Raw genomic sequence first — 1,180 nt, 5'->3', positions numbered from 1 at the left:
CCCGCGCCCCCGCCAACAAACGCACCCCACCCCCCTCCCAATCCACCAACCCCGACGGCTCACCCGCGAACAACGACCCCGGCAACACCCCAGCCCGCAACGCCATCACCATCTTGATCACCCCACCCACCCCCGCCGCCGCCTGCGCATGCCCCACATTCGACTTCAACGACCCCAACCACAAAGGCTCCCCACCCGAACGCCCCCGCCCATACGTCGCCATCAACGCCTCGGCCTCGATCGGATCGCCCAGACGAGTACCGGTGCCGTGCCCCTCCACCGCGTCCACGTCCTGAGGCCCCAATCCCGCCGCGGCCAGCGCCGCCCGGATCACACGTTCCTGTGACGGGCCGTTCGGCGCCGTCAAACCATTCGACGCACCATCCTGATTCACCGCACTACCCCGCACCACCGCCAACACCCGACGCCCCTCCCGCACCGCGTCCGACAACCGCTCCAACACCAACACCCCCGCCCCCTCCGCCCACCCCGTACCATCCGCACCCGCCGCAAACGACCGACACCGACCATCCACCGACAACCCACCCTGCCGCGAAAACTCCACAAACGTCCCCGGCGACGACATCACCGTCACCCCACCCACCAACGCCACCCCACACTCCCCCCGCCGCAACGCCCCCACCGCCACATGCAACGCCACCAACGACGACGAACACGCCGTATCCACCGTCACCGCCGCCCCCTCCAAACCAAACACATACGCCACCCGACCCGACAGAACACTGCCGAGGGTCCCGGTCAGCCGGTGGCCGTCCGCCCCCTCCACGGGCAGATGCAGGTGCGGGCCGTAGTCGTGGTACATCAGCCCCGCGTACACGCCGGTGCGCGACCCCCGCAGGGTGGTGGGGTCGATCCCGGCGCGCTCGAACGCCTCCCAGGACACCTCCAACAACACCCGCTGCTGCGGATCCATCGCCAACGCCTCACGCGGCGAAATCCCAAAGAACTCCGCGTCGAAATCCCCCGCCCCCCGCAGAAAACCACCCCGGCGCGTCACCGAAGAACCAGCACCACCCCCACCGAACAACCGCCCGAAATCCCACCCCCGATCCACCGGAAAATCACCCGTACCATCACGCCCCTCAACCACCAGATCCCACAGATCCTCAGGAGAACCAACCCCACCCGGAAAACGACACGCCATACCCACGATGGCGAT

The 1,180-nt window shown here is 68.2% G+C and carries 1 protein-coding gene; it reads right to left on the bottom strand.

What is annotated here, in order from left to right:
• Positions 1 to 1,180: beta-ketoacyl synthase N-terminal-like domain-containing protein (locus tag I6A81_RS00035; protein WP_203008547.1), on the bottom strand; the 1,180-nt coding region annotated here is incomplete at both ends.

Origin of the sequence: Frankia nepalensis (genome assembly GCF_016786325.1) — a bacterium.
GTDB lineage: Bacteria > Actinomycetota > Actinomycetes > Frankiales > Frankiaceae > Pseudofrankia > Pseudofrankia nepalensis.
The sequence above is the reverse complement of the archived record's forward strand: the minus strand, read 5'-3'. Positions and strand labels throughout refer to the sequence as shown.